Raw genomic sequence first — 20338 nt, forward strand, 5'->3', positions numbered from 1 at the left:
TGGGCTCGGAGATGTGAATAAGAGACAGGCCGCGACCCGGCCGCCCCGCCCCCACCGCACACTTCGACCTAAGGAACGCGACCACACGTGGCTGTCAACATCACCACTGACCTCCGAGTCGTCCGCAACATCGGCATCATGGCGCACATCGATGCCGGCAAGACGACCACCACCGAGCGCATCCTCTTCTACACCGGCATCACCTACAAGATCGGTGAGGTCCACGACGGCGGCGCCACGATGGACTGGATGGAGCAGGAGCAGGAGCGTGGCATCACGATCACCTCTGCTGCGACCACCTGCTGGTGGAAGGACCACCAGATCAACATCATCGACACCCCCGGCCACGTGGACTTCACGGCCGAGGTCGAGCGCTCCCTGCGGGTGCTCGACGGTGCCGTGGCCGTCTTCGACGGCGTGGCCGGTGTCGAGCCCCAGACCATGACGGTGTGGCGCCAGGCCAACAAGTACTCCGTGCCCCGGATGTGCTTCGTCAACAAGCTCGACCGCACCGGTGCGGACTTCTTCCGCTGCGTCGAGATGATGGTCGAGCGCCTCAACTCCACCCCGCTCGTGCTCCAGCTGCCGATCGGCGCGGAGTCCGACTTCCTCGGCGTCGTCGACCTGGTCGGCATGCGTGCCCTGACCTGGCGCGGCGAGACGACCATGGGTGAGGACTACGAGATCGAGGAGATCCCCGCGGAGATGGCCGAGCAGGCCGCCGAGTACCGCGAGAAGTTCCTCGAGACCCTCTCCGAGGCCGACGACGAGATCATGATGAAGTACCTCGAGGGCGAGGACTTCACCGTCGAGGAGCTCGAGGACGCGATCCGCCGCGCGACCCTGGCCGACAAGGTCAACCCGGTCCTGTGCGGCACCGCGTTCAAGAACAAGGGCGTCCAGCCCCTGCTCGACGCCGTCGTGAAGTACCTGCCCTCCCCGATCGACGTCGAGGGCATCACTGGCCATGCGGTCAACGACGAGGACAAGCCGGTCGTGCGCAAGCCCAGCGACGACGAGCCGTTCTCCGGCCTGGCCTACAAGATCGCCGCCGACCCGCACCTGGGCAAGCTGACCTACGTGCGCGTCTACTCCGGCAAGCTCGAGGCCGGCGCGACCGTGACCAACTCGGTCAACGGCCGCAAGGAGCGGATCGGCAAGGTCTACCAGATGCACGCCAACAAGCGTGAGGAGATCGCGTCGGTCGGCGCCGGCCAGATCGTGGCCGTCATGGGCCTGAAGGACACCAAGACCGGGCACACCCTCTGCGACCCGCAGAACCAGGTGGTCCTGGAGTCGATGACCTTCCCGGCCCCGGTGATCGAGGTCGCGATCGAGCCCAAGACCAAGTCCGACCAGGAGAAGCTCTCCACCGCGATCCAGCGCCTCTCCGACGAGGACCCGACCTTCACGGTCAAGTCCGACGAGGAGACCGGCCAGACGATCATCGCCGGCATGGGCGAGCTGCACCTGGAGATCCTGGTCGACCGGATGAAGCGCGAGTTCCGCGTCGAGGCCACCGTCGGCAAGCCGCAGGTGGCCTACCGCGAGACCATCCGCAAGGAGGTCAAGAACCACAGCTACACCCACAAGAAGCAGACCGGTGGTTCGGGCCAGTTCGCGAAGGTCGTCATCTCCGTCGGTCCCAGCATCGACGAGGAGACCGGCGCCGGAGCGGGCTACCAGTTCGTCAACAACGTCACCGGCGGCCGCGTCCCCAAGGAGTACATCCCCTCGGTGGACCAGGGTGCCCAGGAGGGCATGGAGTTCGGCGTCCTCGCCGGCTTCCCGATGGTCGACGTCAAGATGTCTCTCGAGGACGGCGCCTACCACGACGTCGACTCCTCGGAGCTGGCCTTCAAGATCGCCGGCAACCAGGCCTTCAAGGAGGCCGTCCGCATGGCGAAGCCGGTTCTCCTCGAGCCGATGTTCGCCGTCGAGGTGACCACCCCCGAGAGCTTCCTCGGTACGGTCATCGGCGACATCAACAGCCGTCGCGGCCAGATCCAGGCCCAGGAGGAGCGTCACGGTGACATGGTCATCGACGCGCTCGTCCCGCTGTCCGAGATGTTCGGGTACGTCGGAGACCTGAGGTCCAAGACCTCCGGCCAGGCGTCGTACTCGATGGAGTTCGACTCGTACGCCGAGGTTCCTTCGAACATCGCCGACGAGATCATCAAGAAGGTTCGCGGCGAGTAGTCTCTCCGAGTTCCTCGGCACCATCCCAGCAAGTACGAGTCAAGTACCAACCCACACCAGGAGGAGCCCCCAGTGGCTAAGGCGAAGTTCGAGCGGACCAAGCCGCACGTCAACATCGGCACCATCGGTCACATCGACCACGGCAAGACGACGCTGACCGCGGCCATCTCGAAGGTGCTTCACGACAAGCACCCGGACCTCAACGAGGAGTCGCCGTTCGACTCCATCGACAAGGCACCCGAGGAGCGTCAGCGCGGCATCACCATCTCGATCGCGCACATCGAGTACCAGACCGAGGCGCGCCACTACGCGCACGTCGACTGCCCCGGTCACGCCGACTACGTGAAGAACATGATCACGGGCGCGGCGCAGATGGACGGCGCGATCCTCGTGGTCGCCGCCACCGACGGCCCGATGCCGCAGACGCGTGAGCACGTGCTGCTCGCCCGCCAGGTCGGCGTGCCGGCCCTGGTCGTGGCGCTCAACAAGTGCGACATGGTCGACGACGAGGAGCTCATCGAGCTCGTCGAGATGGAGGTGCGCGAGCTCCTCTCGGAGTACGACTTCCCGGGTGACGACCTGCCGGTCGTCCAGGTGGCGGCCTTCCCGGCGCTGCAGGGCGAGCAGAAGTGGGTCGACTCCATCGCCGAGCTCATGGACGCGGTGGACTCCTACATCCCGCAGCCCGAGCGCGACACCGACAAGCCGTTCCTGATGCCCGTCGAGGACGTCTTCACGATCACCGGTCGTGGCACCGTCATCACCGGTCGCATCGAGCGCGGCATCGTCAAGGTGAACGAGGAGGTCGAGATCGTCGGCATCCGCGAGACCTCGCAGAAGTCCACGGTCACCGGCGTCGAGATGTTCCGCAAGCTGCTCGACGAGGGCCAGGCCGGTGAGAACGTCGGTCTGCTCCTGCGCGGTACCAAGCGCGAGGACGTCGAGCGCGGCATGGTCGTCATCAAGCCGGGCACCACGACCCCGCACACCAACTTCGACGCGTCGGTCTACATCCTGTCGAAGGAGGAGGGCGGCCGCCACACGCCGTTCTTCAACAACTACCGCCCGCAGTTCTACTTCCGCACCACGGACGTGACCGGCGTCGTGACCCTCCCCGAGGGCACCGAGATGGTCATGCCGGGTGACAACACGGAGATGTCGGTCGAGCTGATCCAGCCGATCGCCATGGACGAGGGCCTGCGCTTCGCGATCCGGGAGGGTGGCCGCACCGTCGGCGCCGGCCGGGTCACCAAGATCACCAAGTGATCCCCGCCGGTCGCTGACCGGCACCCCAGCACCACCAGCACGGCCCCGGACCTCCAGGTCCGGGGCCGTTCTGCGTGTCCGGACCTCCGCCGGCTCGGACGTGACGCGGATTCCGCGTCCCGACGGACGACCCGCGATGATGGAGCCATGTCCGAGCACCACCTGCGCACCGCCCCCGCGCGTCCGCACCAGAAGCTGACCGACGACGGCCGCCGGATGCGCGAGGTGCTCAGCTACTCGCGACGCGGCAGCAGGTTCACCCCGAGCCAGCAGGAGGCCTGGGACGCCCACGCGCAGGCGTGGGTGGTGCCCGACGAGGAGGTCGACCGCGCGGACGTCGACGTCGCCTCGTGGTTCGGGCGCGAGGCCCCGCTGGTCGTGGAGATCGGTTGCGGGGTGGGGGAGGCCACCGGCGTGCTGGCCGCGGCCCGCCCCGACGTCAACGTCCTGGCGCTGGAGGTGTGGCGCCCCGGCGTGGCGGCCTCGCTGGCCGAGGTCGCGGCGGCGGGCGCCGACAACGTGCGCTTCTGCTCCGTCGACGCCGCCTGGTGCCTGGAGCACCTGGTGCCCGAGGGCGGCCTCGCGGAGCTGTGGACGTTCTTCCCCGATCCCTGGCCCAAGACGCGCCACCACAAGCGGCGCCTGGTCTCGCCGGGCTTCGCCGCCGTGGTGGCCTCACGGCTGCAGGTCGGCGGCCTGTGGCGCCTGGCCACCGACTGGGCCGACTACGCCGACCAGATGCTCGAGGTGCTCGACGCCGAGCCGGCTCTCTCGGGCGGGCGGGTGCCGCGGTGGCAGGACCGGCCGGTCACGAAGTTCGAGCGCAAGGGCCGCGAGGCCGGTCGCGAGATCACCGACCTGGCCTACGCCAAGCACTGAGCCGCCTCGATTTGGACGAGGTCCGGCTGGTCTGCCAAGATGTTCAGGTTGCTCCGGCGGGTCGCCGGGGTGCGGCACACCTTGACTACTGAATCGCGTCTCCCCATCACCTGATGGATCGTGGCTCGGTGCTCGGCGTGCAGCCGCACCGCTCCTGCTGCACAGCAGGGGGGAGACCCGATCAGCCCGACGAACCGTCGGGCGTCACCCAGACAGCACAGCAGGCAGGACCCGGTCCTGTGTTGCGCCCGGAATTCGGTTCCGGCCCGCGACACGCCCGACCGCGGGGGTCGGCTGGGGTGAAGGACAGCAGGGGGGACCGACTCAAGCCCGAGGACGTCCCGGACACGCACGCGGCAGATGAGAAGTAAGGACGAGAGAGACCTATGGCGGGACAGAAGATCCGCATCAGGCTCAAGGCCTATGACCACGAGGTGATCGACACCTCGGCGCGCAAGATCGTGGACACGGTCACCCGCACGGGTGCCAAGGTCGCCGGCCCGGTGCCGCTGCCGACCGAGAAGAACGTGTACTGCGTCATCCGCTCGCCCCACAAGTACAAGGATTCCCGCGAGCACTTCGAGATGCGCACCCACAAGCGCCTCATCGACATCATCGACCCCACCCCGAAGACCGTCGACTCGCTGATGCGTCTCGACCTTCCGGCCGGTGTCGACATCGAGATCAAGCTCTGAGGTCCGAGGACATGACGATCGAACACAACATGAAGGGGCTGCTGGGCACCAAGCTCGGCATGACCCAGCTGTGGGACGAGAACAACCGCGTCGTCCCCGTGACCGTGATCGCTGCGAGCACCAACGTGGTCACCCAGGTCCGCACTCCCGAGGTCGACGGCTACAACGCCGTGCAGATCGGGTACGGCGAGATCGAGGGCCGCAAGGTGAACAAGCCGAGCGCCGGTCACTTCGCCAAGGCGGGTCTCACCCCGCGCCGCCACCTCGTCGAGCTCCGCACCTCCGCGGCCGGTGAGTACACCGTGGGCCAGGAGCTCGCGGTCGACACCTTCGCCGCCGGCGAGGAGATCGACGTGACCGGCACCAGCAAGGGCAAGGGCTTCGCCGGCGTCATGAAGCGTCACGGCTTCGCCGGTGTCTCCGCCTCGCACGGTGCCCACCGCAACCACCGCAAGCCCGGCTCGATCGGCGCCTGCGCCACGCCGGGTCGTGTGTTCCGTGGTCAGCGGATGGCCGGTCGCATGGGTAACGACACCGTCACCACCCAGAACATCACCGTGCACGCCGTCGACACCGACAAGGGCCTGATCCTGCTGAAGGGTGCCGTCCCCGGCCCCAAGGGTGGTCTCGTGGTGCTGCGTTCGGCCGCCAAGAAGACCCAGGAGGCCTGAGCATGGCTGTCAAGACCGTCAAGGTCGACCTGCCCGCCGACATCTTCGACGCCAAGGTCAACGTCCCGTTGATCCACCAGGTCGTCGTCGCGCAGCAGGCCGCGGCCCGCCAGGGCACGCACGCCACCAAGACCCGCGGCGAGGTCCGCGGCGGTGGCCGCAAGCCCTACAAGCAGAAGGGCACCGGTCGCGCCCGCCAGGGCTCGACCCGCGCGCCCCAGTTCGCCGGTGGTGGCACCGTGCACGGCCCGCAGCCGCGCAGCTACGACCAGCGCACGCCCAAGAAGATGAAGGTCGCCGCCCTGCGCGGTGCCCTCTCCGACCGGGCCCGCCACGACCGCATCCACGTCGTCGAGTCGCTCGTCCAGGGCGAGAAGCCCGCCACCAAGGCCGCACTGGCCTCGCTGGCCGAGCTGACCGACCGCACCAAGTTCCTCGTCGTGCTCGAGCGCGCCGACTCCACGACCTGGCTCTCGCTGCGCAACGCGCCCGAGGTCCACGTCGTCGCCGTCGACCAGCTCAACACCTACGACGTGCTCGCGGCCGACGACATCGTGTTCAGCAAGGGCGCCTACGACGCGCTCGTCGCCGGCACCGCCACGTCGACCAAGGAGGTTTCCAAGTGAGCACCCTGCACAAGGACCACCGCGACGTGCTGCTCGCGCCGGTCGTCTCCGAGAAGAGCTACAGCCTCCTCGACACGAACAAGTACACGTTCGTGGTGCGCCCCGACGCCAACAAGACCGAGATCAAGATCGCCGTCGAGAAGATCTTCAACGTCAAGGTCACCTCGGTGAACACGCTGAACCGCCCCGGCAAGACCCGTCGCACGCGCAACGGGCTGGGCAAGCGCAAGGACACCAAGCGCGCCATCGTCAGCCTCGCCGAGGGTCACCGCATCGACATCTTCGGAGGTCCGGTCTCCTGACCGGGCCTGACGACACGAGGACTGAACACACATGGCTATCCGCAAGTACAAGCCGACAACGCCGGGCCGACGCGGCTCGTCGGTCGCCGACTTCGTCGAGATCACTCGCACGACGCCGGAGAAGTCGCTGACGGTGCCGCTGCCCAAGAAGGGCGGCCGCAACAACCAGGGCCGGATCACCACCCGGCACCAGGGTGGCGGTCACAAGCGTGCCTACCGGATCATCGACTTCCGTCGCTACGACAAGGACGGCGTCCCCGCGAAGGTCGCCCACATCGAGTACGACCCGAACCGCACGGCGCGCATCGCGCTGCTGCACTACGCCGACGGCGAGAAGCGCTACATCATCGCTCCTCGCGGCCTGGCGCAGGGCACCGTGGTCGAGTCGGGCACCGGTGCTGACATCAAGACCGGCAACAACCTCCCGCTGCGCAACATCCCGGTGGGTTCCACGATCCACTGCGTGGAGATGCGTCCCGGCGGCGGCGCCAAGATCGCCCGCTCGGCCGGCAACTCCGCCCAGCTCGTGGCCCGCGAGGGCTCGCGCGCCACGCTGCGCCTGCCCTCCGGCGAGATGCGCTTCGTCGACGTGCGCTGCCGCGCCACGCTCGGCGAGGTCGGCAACGCCGAGCAGTCGAACATCAACTGGGGCAAGGCCGGCCGCATGCGCTGGAAGGGCAAGCGCCCGACCGTGCGCGGTGTGGTCATGAACCCGGTCGACCACCCGCACGGTGGTGGCGAGGGCAAGACGTCCGGTGGACGTCACCCGGTGTCCCCCTGGGGCAAGCCCGAGGGCCGCACGCGCAAGCGCAAGGCCTCCGACTCCCAGATCATCCGTCGCCGCAAGTCCGGCAAGGGTAGGAAGTAAACGACATGCCTCGCAGCCTGAAGAAGGGCCCCTTCATCGATGGCCACCTGCAGAAGAAGGTGGACGCGGAGAACGAGAAGGGCACCCACAACGTCATCAAGACCTGGTCGCGCCGGTCGATGATCGTGCCGGACATGATCGGTCACACGATCGCCGTGCACGACGGTCGCAAGCACGTCCCGGTCTTCGTCACCGACTCGATGGTCGGTCACAAGCTGGGCGAGTTCGCCCCGACCCGCACGTACCGCGGACACGTCAAGGAAGACCGGAAGGGACGTCGCCGATGAGCACCACCGAGCGCATGCGCACGAGTGCCCGCCGCGAGACGCTTCTCGGCGATCAGCCGGGGGCCTTCGCGACCGCCCGCTTCACGCGGATCACGCCGATGAAGGCGCGCCGGGTCGTGGACATGGTCCGCGGCATGGCCGTCGACGAGGCCCTGGCGCTGCTGCAGTTCGCGCCCCAGGCCGCGGCGCAGACCGTCTACAAGGTCCTCGAGAGCGCCATCGCCAACGCCGAGACCACCGAGGGCCTGGCCGCTGCCGACCTCGTCGTCTCCGTCGCGATGGTCGACGAGGGTCCCACGATGAAGCGCTGGCGCCCGCGGGCCCAGGGCCGGGCCACGCGCATCAACAAGCGCACGAGCCACATCACCCTGGCCGTCCAGCCCGCCGACGTGGTGGCCGCGAAGGCCACCAAGCGCGGCCCGAAGAACGGAAAGAGTGCCTGATGGGACAGAAGATCAACCCCAACGGCTTCCGCCTGGGTATCAGCACCGACCACAAGTCGCGCTGGTACGCGGACAAGCTGTACAAGTCCTACGTCGGCGAGGACGTCGCCATCCGCAAGCTGCTCAGCAAGGGCATGGAGCGGGCCGGCATCGCCAAGGTCGAGATCGAGCGCACCCGTGACCGCGTGCGTGTGGACATCCACACCGCGCGTCCCGGCATCGTCATCGGTCGCCGTGGCGCCGAGGCCGACCGCATCCGTGGCGAGCTCGAGAAGCTCACCGGCAAGCAGGTGCAGCTGAACATCCTCGAGGTCAAGAGCCCCGAGATGGACGCCCAGCTCGTCGCCCAGGGCGTCGCCGAGCAGCTCGCCGGTCGCGTGCAGTTCCGCCGCGCGATGCGCAAGGCGATGCAGACCACGATGCGCTCGGGTGCCAAGGGCATCCGGATCCAGTGCTCGGGTCGCCTCAACGGCGCCGAGATGTCGCGCACGGAGTTCTACCGCGAGGGCCGCGTGCCCCTGCACACCCTGCGTGCCGACATCGACTACGGCTTCTACGAGGCCAAGACCACCTTCGGCCGCATCGGCGTGAAGGTCTGGATCTACAAGGGCGAGGTGTCCGGCTCCCGTGCCGAGCGCCAGGCCCAGGCCGCCTCGCGCGCCGGTGTCCCCGGTCGCGGCGGCAGCAACCGCCCCGCGCGTGGTGGCGAGCGTCCCAGCCGCGGCTCCCGCGGTGATCGTCCGGCCCGCTCGGACCGCGAGGGCTCGGCCCCCGCTGCCGACGCGCCGGCGCAGGCCGCTGCCCCCGCTGAGTCCACGGCCGGATCGGAGGCCTGAGAAATGTTGATGCCCCGTCGCGTCAAGCACCGCAAGCAGCACCACCCCAAGCGGACCGGTATGGCCAAGGGCGGCACGCAGCTCGCCTTCGGTGACTTCGGCATCCAGGCGGTGGAGGGTCACTACGTCACGAACCGGCAGATCGAGTCGGCTCGTATCGCGATGACCCGTCACATCAAGCGAGGCGGCAAGGTGTGGATCAACATCTACCCCGACCGCCCGCTGACCAAGAAGCCCGCCGAGACCCGCATGGGTTCGGGCAAGGGCTCCCCCGAGTGGTGGGTGGCGAACGTCAAGCCCGGCCGCGTCATGTTCGAACTTTCCGGCGTCACCGAGGACGTTGCCCGCGAGGCCATGCGCCGCGCGATGCACAAGCTCCCGATGAAGTGCCGGTTCATCTCGCGAGAGGCGGGTGAATTCTGATGGCCAACGGTGTCAAGGCCCACGAGCTCGACGAGATGAACGACGTCGACCTCGAGGCACGTCTGCGCGAGGCCAAGGAGGAGCTGTTCAACCTCCGGTTCCAGGCGGCCACCGGCCAGCTGGAGAGCCACGGTCGTCTGCGGACGGTCAAGAAGGACATCGCCCGGATCTACACCGTGGTGCGTGAGCGCGAGCTCGGCATCCGGACCACCCCGGGCAGCGACGAGAACGAGGACGGTGCCGCATGAGCGAGCAGGCAGTCGACAACGGCACCCCGCGCAACGACCGCAAGGTCCGCGAGGGTCTCGTCGTCAGCGACAAGATGGACAAGACCGTGGTCGTCTCCGTCGAGGACCGCGTCAAGCACGCGCTCTACGGCAAGGTGCTGCGCAAGACCAGCAAGCTCAAGGCGCACGATGAGCAGAACGAGTGCGGCACCGGCGACCGGGTCCTGATCATGGAGACCCGCCCGCTGTCGGCGACCAAGCGCTGGCGCGTGGTCGAGATCCTCGAGCGCGCCAAGTGACCCCTCGCCCCGCGCGAGCGAACAACCCCACCAGTTCGGCCAGGCTCGCCGTCCCTGAGACGCCGAGAACCGGCACGACAACCAGGAGAAATCGATGATTCAGCAGGAGTCGCGACTCAAGGTCGCCGACAACACCGGTGCGAAGGAGATCCTCTGCATCCGTGTTCTCGGCGGCTCGGGTCGGCGCTACGCCGGTATCGGCGACACCATCGTCGCCACCGTCAAGGACGCGATCCCCGGCGGCAACGTGAAGAAGGGTGACGTCGTCAAGGCCGTCATCGTGCGCACCGTCAAGGAGCGCCGCCGGGCCGACGGGTCCTACATCCGCTTCGACGAGAACGCGGCAGTGATCCTCAAGACCGATGGCGAGCCGCGCGGTACGCGCATCTTCGGCCCCGTCGGTCGTGAGCTTCGGGAGAAGAAGTTCATGAAGATCATCTCGCTCGCCCCGGAGGTGCTCTGAGCCATGGGCAAGAGTGTGAACATCAAGAAGGGCGACACCGTCAAGGTGATCGCCGGCAAGGACAAGGGTGCCGAGGGCAAGGTCATCCAGGTGCTCCGCGAGGAGCAGCGGGTGATCGTCGAGGGTGTGAACCGCATCAAGCGCCACACCAAGGTCGTCAACCAGGGCGGGCGTGACGGCAGCACCGGCGGCATCATCACCGCTGAGGCCTCCATCCACGTCTCCAACGTGATGCTGCTCGAGGACGGCGCCACGACCCGGATCGGCTTCCGCCGTGACCAGGTCACCAAGCGTCGCCCGGACGGCTCGACCTACGAGGCCGAGCGCAGCGTCCGCATCTCGCGCAAGACCGGCAAGGAGATCTGAGATGACTGAGACCCAGACCACCGACGCGCCGGAGATCTCGGCGAAGGTGCCGCCGCGGTTCAAGACCCGCTACCGCGAGGAGATCCTCCCCGCGCTCAAGGCGGAGTTCGAGATCGCCAACGTCATGCAGGTGCCCGGCCTGACCAAGATCGTGGTCAACATGGGCGTCGGCGAGGCTGCGCGCGACTCGAAGCTGATCGAGGGTGCGGTCAAGGACCTCACCGCGATCACCGGCCAGAAGCCGACCGTGACCAAGGCCCGCAAGTCCATCGCGCAGTTCAAGCTGCGCGAGGGCATGCCGATCGGTGCGCACGTCACGCTGCGCGGCGACCGCATGTGGGAGTTCCTGGACCGCCTGCTGACCCTGGCGCTGCCCCGCATCCGTGACTTCCGGGGTCTCAACCCCGGCCAGTTCGACGGTCGCGGCAACTACACCTTCGGTCTGACCGAGCAGGTCATGTTCCACGAGATCGACCAGGACAAGATCGACCGCTCGCGCGGCATGGACATCACCGTGGTCACCACGGCCACCACTGACGACCAGGGCCGCGCGCTGCTCAAGCAGCTCGGCTTCCCGTTCAAGGAGAACTGACATGGCGAAGACCGCCCTGAAGGTCAAGGCTGCTCGCAAGCCGAAGTTCGCGGTGCGTGGCTACACCCGTTGCCAGCGCTGCGGCCGCCCCAAGGCCGTGTACCGCAAGTTCGGCCTGTGCCGGATCTGCCTGCGCGAGATGGCGCACCGCGGCGAGCTGCCCGGCGTGACCAAGTCCAGCTGGTGAACCAGACCTCCCGTTCCATCTACACACGATCGCTGCAGGTCGCCCTTGAGATGCAGGGGCGAAACCACGGTGGAGAAAGGGCCTCACGGCCATGACGATGACTGACCCGATCGCAGACATGCTGACCCGTCTGCGCAACGCCAACCAGGCGTACCACGACGCTGTGACCATGCCGTACAGCAAGCTCAAGCAGGGCGTCGCGGAGATCCTCAAGCAGGAGGGGTACATCACCTCCTTCGACGTTGCCGAGCCTGCTGAGGGCGAGGTCGGCAAGACGCTGACCATCACCCTCAAGTACGGCCGCAACCGGGAGCGCTCCATCGCGGGCGTTCGCCGCATCAGCAAGCCGGGCCTGCGGGTCTACGCCAAGCACACGGGTCTCCCGAAGGTGCTGGGCGGACTGGGCGTCGCGATCATCTCGACGAGCCAGGGCCTGCTGACCGACCGCCAGGCAAACCAGAAGGGCGTGGGTGGGGAAGTCCTCGCCTACGTCTGGTGACGACGAGACCGAGATAGGAGAAACGAAGCATGTCGCGCATTGGCAAGCTCCCCGTCGCGGTCCCGTCCGGTGTCGACGTGGCGATCGACGGCCCGCTGGTGACTGTGAAGGGGCCCAAGGGCACCCTCTCGCACTCCGTGGCGAGCCCGATCACCGTCGAGCAGGGTGACGGCGTCCTCGACGTCAAGCGTCCTGACGACGAGCGCGAGTCGCGCTCGTTGCACGGGCTGACCCGCACGTTGGTCAACAACATGGTCGTCGGTGTCACCGACGGCTACGAGAAGAAGCTCGAGATCGTCGGCGTGGGCTACCGCGTCCTCTCGAAGGGCCCGACCCAGCTGGAGTTCCAGCTCGGGTACTCCCACCCGATCATCGTCGACGCCCCCGAGGGCATCTCGTTCACGGTCGAGGGCCCCACCAAGCTCGGTGTCCAGGGCATCGACAAGCAGCTCGTCGGTGAGGTCGCGGCCAACATCCGCAAGCTGCGCAAGCCGGAGCCCTACAAGGGCAAGGGCGTGCGTTACGCCGGCGAGCAGGTCCGCCGCAAGGTCGGAAAGGCTGGTAAGTGACCATGGGTATCTCGCTGTCGAACAACAAGCACACTGCGACGCGCACCCGTTCGCGTCTGCGCCGTCAGATGCGCGGTCGCAAGAAGGTGCACGGCACCGCCGAGCGTCCGCGTCTCGTCGTGACCCGCAGCTCCAAGCACATCTCCGTCCAGGTCGTGGACGACCTCGTCGGCAAGACGCTGGCCAGCGCCTCCACCATGGAGGGCGACCTGCGGGGCTACGAGGGCGACAAGACCGCCAAGGCGAAGAAGGTCGGCGAGCTCGTCGCCGAGCGCGCCAAGGCTGCCGGAGTCGACGGGGTCGTCTTCGACCGCGCCGGCAACAAGTACCACGGTCGCGTCGCGGCCCTGGCGGACGGCGCCCGCTCGGGCGGCCTGACCTTCTGATCGCACGTACAGCAACAACAGAGAAGAGGAAAGTCTCATGAGCGGAGCCCAGCGCGGACAGCGTGGTGGCGAGCGCCGTGGTCGCGACGACCGTCGCGGTAACCAGGGCGCGGACAAGACCGCCTACATCGAGCGCGTCGTTGCGATCAACCGTGTCGCCAAGGTCGTGAAGGGTGGTCGTCGCTTCAGCTTCACCGCCCTCGTGGTCGTCGGTGACGGTGAGGGTCTGGTCGGCGTCGGCTACGGCAAGGCCAAGGAGGTGCCCGCGGCGATCGCCAAGGGCGTCGAGGAGGCGAAGAAGAACTTCTTCCGCGTCCCTCGCATCCAGGGCACCATCCCGCACCCGGTCCAGGGGGAGAAGGCGGCTGGCGTCGTCATGCTCCGCCCGGCCGCGCCCGGTACCGGTGTGATCGCCGGTGGCCCGGTGCGTGCGGTGCTCGAGTGCGCCGGCATCCACGACATCCTGAGCAAGTCCCTGGGATCGTCGAACCAGATCAACATCGTGCACGCGACCGTCGAGGCGCTGCGCATGCTCGAGCAGCCCGAGGCCGTGGCCGCCCGTCGTGGGCTGCCGGTCGAGGACGTCGCTCCGGCGGCGCTGCTCAAGGCGCGCACCGAGGTCCCGGCGGGCGTGTCGCAGGAGGTGTCCTCCTGATGGCACAGCTCAAGGTCCAGCAGAACAAGGGCCTGGTCGGTCTCAAGGCCAACCAGCGCGAGACGCTGCGCACGCTCGGTCTCAAGCGGATCGGCGACGTGGTCGTCAAGGAGGACCGCCCGGAGATCCGGGGCATGGTCAACACGGTTCGTCACCTGGTGACCGTCGAGGAGGTCGAGTGACATGACGACGCTCAAGCTGCACCACCTGCGCCCGGCCAAGGGCGCCAAGACCGCCAAGACCCGCGTGGGTCGCGGTGAGGCCTCGAAGGGCAAGACCTCGGGTCGCGGTACCAAGGGCACCAAGGCCCGCTACCAGGTCCCGGTCGCCTTCGAGGGTGGCCAGATGCCCATCCACATGCGGCTCCCGAAGCTCAAGGGCTTCAAGAACCCGTTCAAGGTGGAGTTCCAGGTCGTCAACCTGGACCGTCTCAGCGCACTGTTCCCCGAGGGTGGCACCGTCACCGTCGAGGACCTCGTCGCCAAGGGGGCCGTTCGCGACGGTCACCCGGTGAAGGTGCTGGGCCAGGGCGACATCTCGGTCAAGGTCGACGTGAGCGCCCAGGCGTTCTCGGCCTCGGCCGTCTCGAAGATCGAGGCCGCCGGCGGCTCGACCACCACGGTCTGAGCCCAGGGCGACACCACGATGAGGGCGCGGGAGAGCGCCGCCGTGAGGCGGCCTCCCGCGCCCTTCGTCGTCGGTGCCCCCGGGTCGTTGCCCGGTCCGCCGGGGAGCGTGACATCGTGGCGAGCTCAGCCTGTTAGGCTTCCCGAGGCTTCCTGGGTGTGCCCGGGGAGCCGTCATTCTGTGTGGAGAAAGAGGATCTCGTGCTAGGCGCTTTCGCCAACGCTTTCAGGACGCCGGACCTGCGGCGCAAGCTGCTCTTCGTCCTGATGATCATCGTGATCTTCCGGGCCGGGTCCCAGATCCCGGCGCCGGGGGTGGACGTCGCCAACGTGCAGCAGTGCATCGACCTGGCCTCCCAGGGCGAGAACGCGAGCCTGTACAGCCTGGTGAACCTGTTCTCGGGCGGGGCGCTGCTGCAGCTGACGATCTTCGCGCTCGGGATCATGCCCTACATCACCGCCAGCATCATCCTGCAGCTGCTCGTCGTGGTGATCCCACGGCTCGAGGCGCTGAAGAAGGAGGGCCAGGCGGGCCAGACCAAGATCACCCAGTACACGCGCTACCTGACGCTGGGGCTCTCGGTCCTGCAGGCCACCGGCATCGTGGCGCTGGCGCGCTCGGGCAACCTGCTGCAGTGCGAGCTGCCGCTGCTGCATGACGAGTCCACCTCGACGTTCCTGACCATGGTGATCACGATGACCGCCGGCACGGCCGTCATCATGTGGCTCGGTGAGCTGATCACCGAGCGGGGCGTCGGCAACGGCATGTCGATCCTGATCTTCTGCCAGGTCGTCGCGACCTTCCCCGCAGCACTGTGGGAGGTCCAGAAGTCGCAGGGCTGGTGGCTCTTCGGCGTCGTGCTGGCCATCGGCCTGGTGATCGTGGCCGCGGTGATCTTCATCGAGCAGGCCCAGCGCCGGATCCCGGTCCAGTACGCGCGGCGCATGGTCGGGCGCAAGATGTTCGGCGGCTCCTCCACCTACATCCCGCTCAAGGTGAACCAGGCCGGCATCATCCCGGTCATCTTCGCCTCGTCGCTGCTCTACCTGCCGGCGATGGCGGTGCAGTTCAACCAGAACAGCTCCTCGGGCTGGATCACCTTCGTGAGCCGCTACTTCGTCAACGGCGACCACCCGTTCTACATGATCACCTACTTCGCGCTGATCGTGTTCTTCACCTACTTCTACGTGTCGATCACCTTCAACCCCCACGAGGTGGCCGACAACATGAAGAAGTACGGCGGCTTCATCCCCGGGATCCGGGCGGGCAAGCCGACCGAGGACTACCTGTCCTACGTCCTGTCCCGCATCACGCTGCCGGGCGCTCTCTACCTGGGTCTGATCGCACTCATCCCGCTGATCGCACTGGTGCTCATCGAGGCCAACCAGAACTTCCCGTTCGGCGGCACCTCCATCCTGATCATGGTGGGCGTCGCGCTCGACACGGTGAAGCAGATCGAGAGCCAGCTCCAGCAGCGCAACTACGAAGGATTCCTGCGTTGAGGCTGATCCTGATGGGCCCCCCGGGGGCCGGCAAGGGCACCCAGGCCAAGTTCGTGGCCGAGCACTACTCGGTGCCCGCGATCTCCACCGGTGACATCTTCCGGGCCAACGTGTCCCAGGGGACCCCCCTGGGCCTCGAGGCCCAGCGCTACATGGACGCCGGTGACTACGTCCCCGACGAGGTCACCAACTCCATGGTGTCCAACCGCATCGCCGAGGACGACGCCAGCAACGGCTTCCTGCTCGACGGCTACCCGCGCACCCTGGCCCAGGTCGAGGAGCTCGACGCGATGGTGGGCGCCCGCGAGGAGCGCATCGACGCCGTCGTGGTGCTGACGGTCGAGATGGACGAGATCGTGCAGCGGCTGCTCCAGCGCGCCCAGACCGAGGGTCGTGCCGACGACACCGAAGAGGTCATCCGGCGCCGCCAGGAGGTCTACGCCGAGCAGACCGAGCCGCTCATCGAGGTCTACCGCGAGCGCGGCCTGCTCGTCGAGGTCGACGGCATGGGCGAGGTCGCCGAGGTGACCCGCCGGGTGCTCGAGGCGCTCGACTCCTCGCCGCGCGGCTGAGGTCGCTGCTCCGTGGGACTGCGTGACCGAGGGCTGGAGATCAAGAGCGCCGAGCAGGTCGACCTGATGCGCAAGGCCGGGCTGGTCGTGGGGGAGACCCTCGAGCTGATGCGGTCGTCGGCGCGCGCCGGCGTCTCCACGGCCGAGCTCGACGCCATCGCCGAGGACAGCATCCGCTCGCGCGGCGCGACCCCGTCGTTCAAGGGCTACTACGGCTTCCCGGGCTCGATCTGCACCTCGGTCAACGACGTGGTCGTCCACGGCATCCCCGACGCGCGGGTGCTCGCCGACGGCGACGTGGTCTCCATCGACTGCGGCGCGATCGTGGACGGCTGGCACGGCGACGCCGCCATCACCGTCGCGGTGGGGGAGGTGGCCCCCGAGGTGCGAGAGCTGATGCGCACCACCCAGGAGGCGCTGTGGCGTGGCATCGCCGCCGCGCGTCCGGGTGGCCGGGTCACCGACATCTCCCACGCGGTCGAGACCCACGTGCGGGCCCAGGGCTCCTACGGCATCCTCGAGGACTACGTCGGGCACGGCATCGGCACCGAGATGCACCTGCCCCCCAACGTGCCGAACTACGGCAAGCCGGGCCGCGGGCCGCGGCTGGTCGAGGGCCTGGCGCTCGCCGTGGAGCCGATGATCACCCTGGGCGGCAAGGACACCGCCGTGCTCGAGGACGACTGGACCGTGGTGACCACCGACGGCAGCTGGTCGGCCCACTACGAGCACACCTTCACGCTCACCGAGACCGGCACCTGGGTGCTGACCGCGCTCGACGGCGGTGAGGACGCCCTGCGCGAGCTCGGCGTCGCGTTCGGCGGCCGCTGACCGGCTGACCGCGCGGGCCCGGGCGGCGTACGCCCTCGTCGAGGCGGGGCTGTGCCCACGCCCGTGCCATGATGGGCGCCGCAGGGGGGAGTATTCCTTCGTCACCGCCTCGTCAGCACGACCGGTCCTCGACCGGTCCGGGGCCGTGGGTCGCAGCAGCGGCGGGAGAGACCTCGGCGCCCTCGCCAACCCCATGACCCAGGAGGAACCCTGTGGACGTCTCCGCCCTCGAATGGGGCATCACGATCACCGTCACGTGTGCCGTGCTGCTCTTCGACGTCATCCTCATCTCGCGCAAGCCGCACGAGCCCACCATGCGCGAGAGCACGATCGCGTTCATCCTGTACATGACCGCCGCGGCGCTGTTCGGCCTCTGGACCTGGGTCTTCCACGGCCAGGAGTACGGCGTCGACTACTTCACCGGCTTCGTGGTGGAGAAGAGCCTCTCGGTCGACAACCTCTTCGTCTTCATCGTGCTGATGGCGGCCCTGAAGGTGCCCCGCAAGTACCAGCAGGAGGCCCTGATGGTGGGCATCATCCTGGCCCTGGTCTTCCGCGGCATCTTCATCGCGGTCGGCTACGCGCTGATCCAGAACTTCAGCTGGGTCTTCTACATCTTCGGTGCCTTCCTCATCTACACCGCGATCAACCTGGTGCGCTCCTACCGCAAGCACGAGGAGGAGCACCCCGAGGACTCGCGCATCGTGAAGTTCGCGCAGAACCACCTCAACGTCGGGGACTCCTGGCACGGCCTGAAGCTCTTCTACCGCGAGAACGGCGTGCGCTTCGCCTCCCCGATGCTCATCGTCATCATCGCGCTGGGCTTCACCGACGTGCTGTTCGCGCTCGACTCGATCCCCGCGATCTTCGGCATCACCCAGGAGCCCTACCTGGTCTTCACCGCCAACGTCTTCGCGCTGATGGGCCTGCGCCAGCTCTACTTCCTGATCGGCGGCCTGCTCGAGCGCCTGGTCTACCTGTCGCTGGGGCTCTCGTTCATCCTGGCCTGGATCGGCGCCAAGCTGGTGATCCACGCCCTCTACGAGAGCGAGGTCATCGGCTGGGAGGTGCCGACGCTGCTGAGCTTGGCGGTGATCCTGGTGGCCCTGACGATCACGGCCCTGGCCAGCCTGGCCAAGACGAAGTCGGACGAGAAGGCCGAGGTCGAGAAGAGCGACGTGCCGCCGGCACCGCGCGCGTCGGAGTAGCGCCAGCGGAATAAGCGACGGGTCGTCGAGCGCTCCTCGTGGGTGACCTCGCCGACTCTCTCCGTCCTCGACCTGGTGCCCGTGCGCACCGACCAGACCACCTCGGACGCGGTGCGCGCCAGCCTCGACCTGGCCCGCGTCGCCGACGAGGTCGGGGCCGCGCGCTACTGGGTGGCCGAGCACCACAACATGCCCGCGGTCGCGGCCACCAACCCGCCCGTGCTGATCGGCCTGCTGGCCGCGGCCACCAGCCGCATCCGGGTCGGCTCCGGCGGGGTGATGCTGCCCAACCACGCGCCGCTGGTCGTCGCCGAGCAGTTCAGCCTGCTCGAGGCCGCGTTCCCGGGCCGCATCGACCTGGGGATCGGCCGGGCGCCCGGCACCGACCCGGTCACGTCGTACGCGCTGCGCCACGGTGCCGGCGGGGTCGGCGACGACGCCGTCTCGCGCTTCCCCGAGTACGTCGACAACGTCGCCGCGATGATGGCCCCGGAGGGCGTGGGCGTCTCGGTGCAGGGCCGCACCCAGTCGCTGCGCGCCACCCCGGTGGCCGCGAGCGTGCCGACCATGTGGCTGCTGGGCTCCTCCGACTACTCCGCGCGGCTGGCCGCTGAGCGCGGCCTGCCCTACGTCTTCGCGCACCACTTCTCGGGGCAGGGGACCGCCGAGGCGCTGGCGCTCTACCGCGAGGGCTTCCGCCCCTCGGAGGTGCTCGACGCGCCGCGGACCTTCCTGACCGTCAACGCCGCCGTCGCACCCACGGCCGAGGAGGCGCAGCGCCTGGCGCTGCCGCACCTGCAGATGATGCTGGCGCTGCGCACGGGCCAGCTGCTGAGCGCCCAGCGCCTCGTCGAGGAGGCCGAGGAGGTGGGCGTGCCCGAGCAGCAGCAGCCGCTCGTGGAGGCCATGTCGCGGCGCTGGGTGATCGGTGACCCCGAGACCGCGCGCGCCCGCCTCGCCGAGCTCGCCGCCGAGCACGGGGTCGACGAGGTGATGGTGCACCCGGTGGCGTCGGCGTACGCCGGCACCGACCCGGCCGCCTCTCCCGCCCGCGAGCAGACCCTGCGCCTGCTGGCGTCCTGATTAGGGATCCCGAGCGGGCCGCGTCTATGCTGGCGTGTCGGCCCAACGTGGGTCTGTTTCGTGGCGCCTCGCGGCTGCCCGATGTCGTGCTCGACCACCTCGACAGAGAAGGTCAGGCACGTCCGGGTGAGGGGCCAGGGGACGACCGCACGAGGTCCACCGGCACGAGGTCCGCCTCGTCGCCGGAGGTTCCCGGGCCACCTGCCCCGGCACCCGCCGGTGCAGCGCAGCAAACGATAGACAACAGATTGTGGAGGACATGCCGAAGAAAGAAGGCGTGATCGAGATCGAGGGCTCCGTCGTGGAAGCCCTGCCGAATGCCATGTTCCGCGTCGAGCTGAGCAACGGGCACAAGGTTCTCGCCCACATCAGCGGCAAGATGCGACAGCACTACATCCGGATCCTCCCCGAGGACCGCGTGGTGGTGGAGCTCTCGCCGTACGACCTCACCCGAGGTCGGATCGTCTACCGCTACAAGTAAGCGAAGCCGACGGTTCCCGGCGGGAGCCACGAAAGGACCTCGACATGAAGGTCAAGCCCAGCGTCAAGCGCATCTGCGACAAGTGCCAGGTGATCCGTCGCCACGGCCGCGTCATGGTGATCTGCTCCAACCCGCGCCACAAGCAGCGCCAGGGCTGAGCAGGCGTCGGCCCCGGCCGGCACCACACAACTGAACAACCTCCATACGTGAACGCATAGCCGCACACCGCGGTGAAACCACCCCCGGAGCAGAAGGCCGGGGCCCGACCGACGAGGGACGGGACGCGTCACGACCGA

The 20338-nt window shown here is 68.1% G+C and carries 31 protein-coding genes; all 31 read left to right on the forward strand.

Translation table 11 applies throughout. The features are described 5' to 3' along the window. The first annotated feature begins 87 nt into the window (after positions 1–87). The 31 genes from fusA (at position 88) to rpmJ (ending at position 20200) form a co-directional block, all read left to right on the forward strand. Positions 88–2199, forward strand: a complete 2112-nt coding sequence (gene fusA, locus ABKW28_RS12260) for an elongation factor G (RefSeq protein ID WP_193668502.1) — start codon at positions 88–90, stop codon at positions 2197–2199. 72 nt (positions 2200–2271) lie between these two features. Beyond that, on the forward strand, positions 2272–3465 hold the full coding sequence (tuf, locus tag ABKW28_RS12265; protein ID WP_193668501.1) for an elongation factor Tu: 1194 nt from the start codon (positions 2272–2274) through the stop codon (positions 3463–3465). A gap of 147 nt (positions 3466–3612) precedes the next feature. Beyond that, on the forward strand, positions 3613–4344 hold the full coding sequence (gene trmB / locus ABKW28_RS12270) for a tRNA (guanosine(46)-N7)-methyltransferase TrmB (protein ID WP_348609939.1): 732 nt from the start codon (positions 3613–3615) through the stop codon (positions 4342–4344). A 386-nt stretch (positions 4345–4730) separates the two neighbouring features. After that, on the forward strand, positions 4731–5039 hold the full coding sequence (gene rpsJ / locus ABKW28_RS12275; RefSeq protein ID WP_008360994.1) for a 30S ribosomal protein S10: 309 nt from the start codon (positions 4731–4733) through the stop codon (positions 5037–5039). Between the two features lie 11 nt (positions 5040–5050). Further along, positions 5051–5710 (forward strand): 50S ribosomal protein L3, encoded by a 660-nt coding sequence (rplC, locus tag ABKW28_RS12280; RefSeq protein WP_348609942.1) that lies wholly within the window; start codon positions 5051–5053, stop codon positions 5708–5710. A 2-nt stretch (positions 5711–5712) separates the two neighbouring features. After that, positions 5713–6336, forward strand: a complete 624-nt coding sequence (gene rplD, locus ABKW28_RS12285; RefSeq protein WP_193668498.1) for a 50S ribosomal protein L4 — start codon at positions 5713–5715, stop codon at positions 6334–6336. Beyond that, positions 6333–6638: a 50S ribosomal protein L23 gene (gene rplW / locus ABKW28_RS12290; RefSeq protein WP_179614241.1), complete on the forward strand. Its 306-nt coding sequence runs from the start codon at positions 6333–6335 to the stop codon at positions 6636–6638. The genes rplD and rplW overlap by 4 nt, the downstream gene beginning before the upstream one ends. A 31-nt stretch (positions 6639–6669) precedes the next feature. Further along, on the forward strand, positions 6670–7506 hold the full coding sequence (gene rplB / locus ABKW28_RS12295) for a 50S ribosomal protein L2 (RefSeq protein WP_193668497.1): 837 nt from the start codon (positions 6670–6672) through the stop codon (positions 7504–7506). Positions 7507–7511: 5 nt separating this feature from the next. Continuing rightward, a complete protein-coding gene (gene rpsS, locus ABKW28_RS12300) occupies positions 7512–7793 on the forward strand; it encodes a 30S ribosomal protein S19 (RefSeq protein WP_179614239.1) in 282 nt (93 codons plus the stop codon). After that, complete coding sequence (gene rplV / locus ABKW28_RS12305) at positions 7790–8236, forward strand: 50S ribosomal protein L22 (protein WP_193668496.1); 447 nt, start codon at positions 7790–7792, stop codon at positions 8234–8236. Before rpsS ends, rplV begins: the two co-directional genes overlap by 4 nt. Further along, positions 8236–9072 carry a 30S ribosomal protein S3 gene (gene rpsC, locus ABKW28_RS12310; protein WP_193668495.1) on the forward strand — a complete coding sequence of 279 codons (837 nt, stop codon included), beginning with the start codon at positions 8236–8238 and terminating at the stop codon, positions 9070–9072. Before rplV ends, rpsC begins: the two co-directional genes overlap by 1 nt. A 3-nt stretch (positions 9073–9075) precedes the next feature. Beyond that, entirely contained in the window at positions 9076–9495 is a 420-nt protein-coding gene (rplP, locus tag ABKW28_RS12315) for a 50S ribosomal protein L16 (RefSeq protein ID WP_193668494.1), read from the forward strand. Continuing rightward, on the forward strand, positions 9495–9743 hold the full coding sequence (rpmC, locus tag ABKW28_RS12320) for a 50S ribosomal protein L29 (protein WP_193668493.1): 249 nt from the start codon (positions 9495–9497) through the stop codon (positions 9741–9743). The genes rplP and rpmC overlap by 1 nt, the downstream gene beginning before the upstream one ends. Continuing rightward, the gene (gene rpsQ / locus ABKW28_RS12325) at positions 9740–10021 is read left to right on the forward strand and encodes a 30S ribosomal protein S17 (protein ID WP_179614235.1); all 282 of its coding nucleotides are present in this window, start codon (positions 9740–9742) and stop codon (positions 10019–10021) included. Before rpmC ends, rpsQ begins: the two co-directional genes overlap by 4 nt. Positions 10022–10115: 94 nt before the next feature. Beyond that, on the forward strand, positions 10116–10484 hold the full coding sequence (rplN, locus tag ABKW28_RS12330; protein WP_068105909.1) for a 50S ribosomal protein L14: 369 nt from the start codon (positions 10116–10118) through the stop codon (positions 10482–10484). A 3-nt stretch (positions 10485–10487) separates the two neighbouring features. Continuing rightward, positions 10488–10850, forward strand: coding sequence for a 50S ribosomal protein L24 (gene rplX, locus ABKW28_RS12335; RefSeq protein WP_227491581.1), 363 nt, complete (start codon positions 10488–10490; stop codon positions 10848–10850). A gap of 1 nt (position 10851) precedes the next feature. After that, positions 10852–11442: a 50S ribosomal protein L5 gene (gene rplE, locus ABKW28_RS12340; RefSeq protein WP_204797247.1), complete on the forward strand. Its 591-nt coding sequence runs from the start codon at positions 10852–10854 to the stop codon at positions 11440–11442. A 1-nt stretch (position 11443) separates the two neighbouring features. Next, positions 11444–11629 (forward strand): type Z 30S ribosomal protein S14, encoded by a 186-nt coding sequence (locus tag ABKW28_RS12345; RefSeq protein ID WP_011757321.1) that lies wholly within the window; start codon positions 11444–11446, stop codon positions 11627–11629. A gap of 91 nt (positions 11630–11720) precedes the next feature. After that, positions 11721–12128, forward strand: coding sequence for a 30S ribosomal protein S8 (gene rpsH, locus ABKW28_RS12350; RefSeq protein ID WP_179614234.1), 408 nt, complete (start codon positions 11721–11723; stop codon positions 12126–12128). Positions 12129–12157: 29 nt separating this feature from the next. Continuing rightward, positions 12158–12697, forward strand: coding sequence for a 50S ribosomal protein L6 (rplF, locus tag ABKW28_RS12355; RefSeq protein WP_193668492.1), 540 nt, complete (start codon positions 12158–12160; stop codon positions 12695–12697). 2 nt (positions 12698–12699) lie between these two features. Then, positions 12700–13083: a 50S ribosomal protein L18 gene (gene rplR, locus ABKW28_RS12360; protein ID WP_193668673.1), complete on the forward strand. Its 384-nt coding sequence runs from the start codon at positions 12700–12702 to the stop codon at positions 13081–13083. 37 nt (positions 13084–13120) lie between these two features. Then, positions 13121–13738 carry a 30S ribosomal protein S5 gene (gene rpsE, locus ABKW28_RS12365; protein WP_179614231.1) on the forward strand — a complete coding sequence of 206 codons (618 nt, stop codon included), beginning with the start codon at positions 13121–13123 and terminating at the stop codon, positions 13736–13738. Beyond that, positions 13738–13920 (forward strand): 50S ribosomal protein L30, encoded by a 183-nt coding sequence (gene rpmD / locus ABKW28_RS12370; protein ID WP_193668491.1) that lies wholly within the window; start codon positions 13738–13740, stop codon positions 13918–13920. The genes rpsE and rpmD overlap by 1 nt, the downstream gene beginning before the upstream one ends. A gap of 1 nt (position 13921) precedes the next feature. Continuing rightward, entirely contained in the window at positions 13922–14365 is a 444-nt protein-coding gene (gene rplO, locus ABKW28_RS12375; RefSeq protein ID WP_193668490.1) for a 50S ribosomal protein L15, read from the forward strand. A gap of 200 nt (positions 14366–14565) precedes the next feature. Further along, positions 14566–15867, forward strand: coding sequence for a preprotein translocase subunit SecY (gene secY, locus ABKW28_RS12380; protein ID WP_193668489.1), 1302 nt, complete (start codon positions 14566–14568; stop codon positions 15865–15867). After that, positions 15864–16439: an adenylate kinase gene (locus ABKW28_RS12385; RefSeq protein ID WP_193668488.1), complete on the forward strand. Its 576-nt coding sequence runs from the start codon at positions 15864–15866 to the stop codon at positions 16437–16439. The genes secY and ABKW28_RS12385 overlap by 4 nt, the downstream gene beginning before the upstream one ends. A 12-nt stretch (positions 16440–16451) precedes the next feature. Continuing rightward, positions 16452–17270 carry a type I methionyl aminopeptidase gene (gene map, locus ABKW28_RS12390; RefSeq protein ID WP_348609945.1) on the forward strand — a complete coding sequence of 273 codons (819 nt, stop codon included), beginning with the start codon at positions 16452–16454 and terminating at the stop codon, positions 17268–17270. A gap of 212 nt (positions 17271–17482) precedes the next feature. Beyond that, positions 17483–18478 carry a TerC family protein gene (locus tag ABKW28_RS12395; RefSeq protein WP_193668486.1) on the forward strand — a complete coding sequence of 332 codons (996 nt, stop codon included), beginning with the start codon at positions 17483–17485 and terminating at the stop codon, positions 18476–18478. Between the two features lie 42 nt (positions 18479–18520). After that, on the forward strand, positions 18521–19561 hold the full coding sequence (locus tag ABKW28_RS12400; protein WP_348609952.1) for an LLM class flavin-dependent oxidoreductase: 1041 nt from the start codon (positions 18521–18523) through the stop codon (positions 19559–19561). A gap of 259 nt (positions 19562–19820) precedes the next feature. Beyond that, positions 19821–20042 (forward strand): translation initiation factor IF-1, encoded by a 222-nt coding sequence (gene infA / locus ABKW28_RS12405; RefSeq protein ID WP_068114187.1) that lies wholly within the window; start codon positions 19821–19823, stop codon positions 20040–20042. A gap of 44 nt (positions 20043–20086) precedes the next feature. Then, positions 20087–20200 carry a 50S ribosomal protein L36 gene (gene rpmJ, locus ABKW28_RS12410; protein ID WP_179614223.1) on the forward strand — a complete coding sequence of 38 codons (114 nt, stop codon included), beginning with the start codon at positions 20087–20089 and terminating at the stop codon, positions 20198–20200. Positions 20201–20338 lie beyond the last annotated feature (138 nt).

This window comes from Nocardioides sp. 31GB23 (assembly GCF_040012395.1).
Lineage (GTDB): Bacteria > Actinomycetota > Actinomycetes > Propionibacteriales > Nocardioidaceae > Nocardioides > Nocardioides salarius.